Source organism: Gilliamella bombi, assembly GCF_900103255.1.
GTDB lineage: Bacteria > Pseudomonadota > Gammaproteobacteria > Enterobacterales > Orbaceae > Gilliamella > Gilliamella bombi.
The window spans coordinates 1-2,289 of the sequence record NZ_FMWS01000106.1 but is presented as its reverse complement, the minus strand read 5'-3'; the positions used below and the strand labels follow the sequence as shown (position 1 = coordinate 2,289).

2 protein-coding genes are annotated in these 2,289 nt (G+C 30.0%); both read left to right on the top strand.

The genetic code is table 11. The features are described from left to right. Positions 1 to 1,393 (top strand): glycoside hydrolase family protein (locus B9N71_RS12415; protein WP_167370123.1); only part of this gene is annotated, 1,393 nt, incomplete at its 5' end. 10 nt (positions 1,394 to 1,403) lie between these two features. Then, a complete protein-coding gene (locus tag B9N71_RS12410) occupies positions 1,404 to 2,162 on the top strand; it encodes a lysozyme inhibitor LprI family protein (protein WP_143422162.1) in 759 nt (252 codons plus the stop codon). The last annotated feature ends 127 nt before the right edge of the window (positions 2,163 to 2,289 follow it).

Sequence of the window (2,289 nt, the reverse complement as noted above, 5' to 3'; positions counted from 1 at the left end):
GGATTGGTTTGATTTTACGCAAATAAAAGAAACGGCCACATTAAAAGACATCTACCTTGACGCAGACAAATCGTTAAAACGGAATAAAGATAACCATTCATTATCGCAATATAAACCAACGATAAAAGAAACATTATCCATCCTTGATAAGCAACACCCGGTTGAAACAAATATATATACCAGTATAAAAGAAGCGAGTTTTAAAGGTATTGCAGATAAACCGATGTTATTTACGGCATTAAGTCGCGTATTAGTCAATTACGAAAGTGAATGGTATAGTGAAATTGATGCTGAAGGCAAAATGCCGAAATGGGAAGAATTAAACAGCGAGATGACCGAAGATGCTAAAAATCTATTAATGTATTTAAAAGAAGCGGATGAAGCAAAATGTGATGTCTATGTAAACACACTAGCCGCAGATGAACAGAAATCAGTCAAAAGAGGGTTAGAAGAGCTAAGAAAAGGCATAGCGCGTTTTCCAGCAGACTATATAGACAGTCCAACAGAAAAACTCAGCAAAGGGCAATTGGACGTCTATTTTTTGCTTAAACAGTTAGAAAAACAAGTAACAGCTTGGGAAAAGACCAAAGAGAAGATAAAAAAGATGTTATGGTGGGATGATGTGGCTAAAGGCTTAGCCAAGCTAAACCAACAAAACGACACCCCTCCAGAAAATGGCGAGGCAACGAACACCACAACCACCCCAACAGACACCACCCCACCGGCCACCCTTAGCGCTGATGGCAAGGCGTGGTTTATTCATCCGGTGGCGATGATAATCTTGTTTTATAAAAAAGTTAATAATAAATTAAAAACATCACAAGCAGGATTGAATTTTATTTATTTAGCAGAAGCTCGAAAAAATGTTTCTAATAAGTTGCACTGGCCGGGAACAGGAAGTGGTATTACTTTAGGTCCTGGATATGATATGAAAGAAAGAAGTTCAGAAAATATTTTGAATGATCTTTTAGATATAGGTATTTCATCCGATATAGCTCAAAAAGTTTCTAATGCTGCTGGTTTAAAAAAAGAAACAGAGATTAATTCTTTTATAACTGAAAATAAAGATGTTATCTCATTAACAGAGGAACAAGAAAAATTATTATTAAAAAAAATAATTCCCGACTATGAAAATAGAGTTGATAAAACTATAAAAATTAATTTGAATCAACATGAATATGATGCTTTAGTTTCTTTTGTCTACAATATTGGATCAATTAAGAGTGATAGTAATTTAGCAAAATATATCAATGAAGGTAAAAAGAAAGAAGCTATGGATGTTTTAGAGCAGTACAATAAATCTGGAGGTAAAGTTTTAGATGGTTTAAAAAAAAGAAGAGAAAAAGAACGAGAAATATTTGAAAAAGGCATATATGCGACTAAAATTTATTAAGGAAGAAAATATGTTTCGTATTTTTTTTATACTAGTTATTCTACTTTTTTCATTCTCAATAAAAGCAAATTTAAATGATAATTGGGTTGTATCTAAAGTATATATTAGTGATACTGTGTACACAAAAAAAGTATCTTATGATGATCCAATTTATCTTAATAGAATATTTCAATGGAAAGAAAATGTTATTAAAACAAATATATATTCTGGTGATCAGATAGAAACTTGTTTAAGTTATAATATAAATAAATTTGTTGTCAATTTTGACGACATCCTGAATAGGAAAATGGCAAAAAATAATAATGAAATATTAACAACTAAATCTTTTGACATCAATATAAAACAATCAATAAACCAGATAGATATTTTTTGTCCTAATATCAATAGAACGTGGACACTTTTCGAAAAAAATGCTAACGAGTATTTAATAATAAATACATATGATTCAATTTTAGAAATAAAGAGAATAAAACATCAGAATATTGAACCGAGTTTTTCTTGTTCAATAGCCAGAAAATCATCTGAAAAACTGATCTGTCAAAATATTTATCTTTCAGGATTGGACAGAAGTATTCATGACATTTACTACAATATAAAAAAATATTATGACTACAATAATGTTCAGAAAGATTTTGAAGAAATTTATAGTAATCAAAGAAAATTTATTCAAAAAAGAGAGCTATGTAAGGATGAAAATTGTTTAATGGATATTATGTATCAACATGCTAGAGAATTACATGAATATATGCCATTAGTTACACCTTACTAGTTGAAAATTTAATCATGGCAATATTCAAGATGTTATTACTAATCCTGATTTACTTACAAGTTCTATTCAATATGCTATTGAATCAGCTTTTGTTTATTGGACTACTAATGTAAATACCCCAAACTTA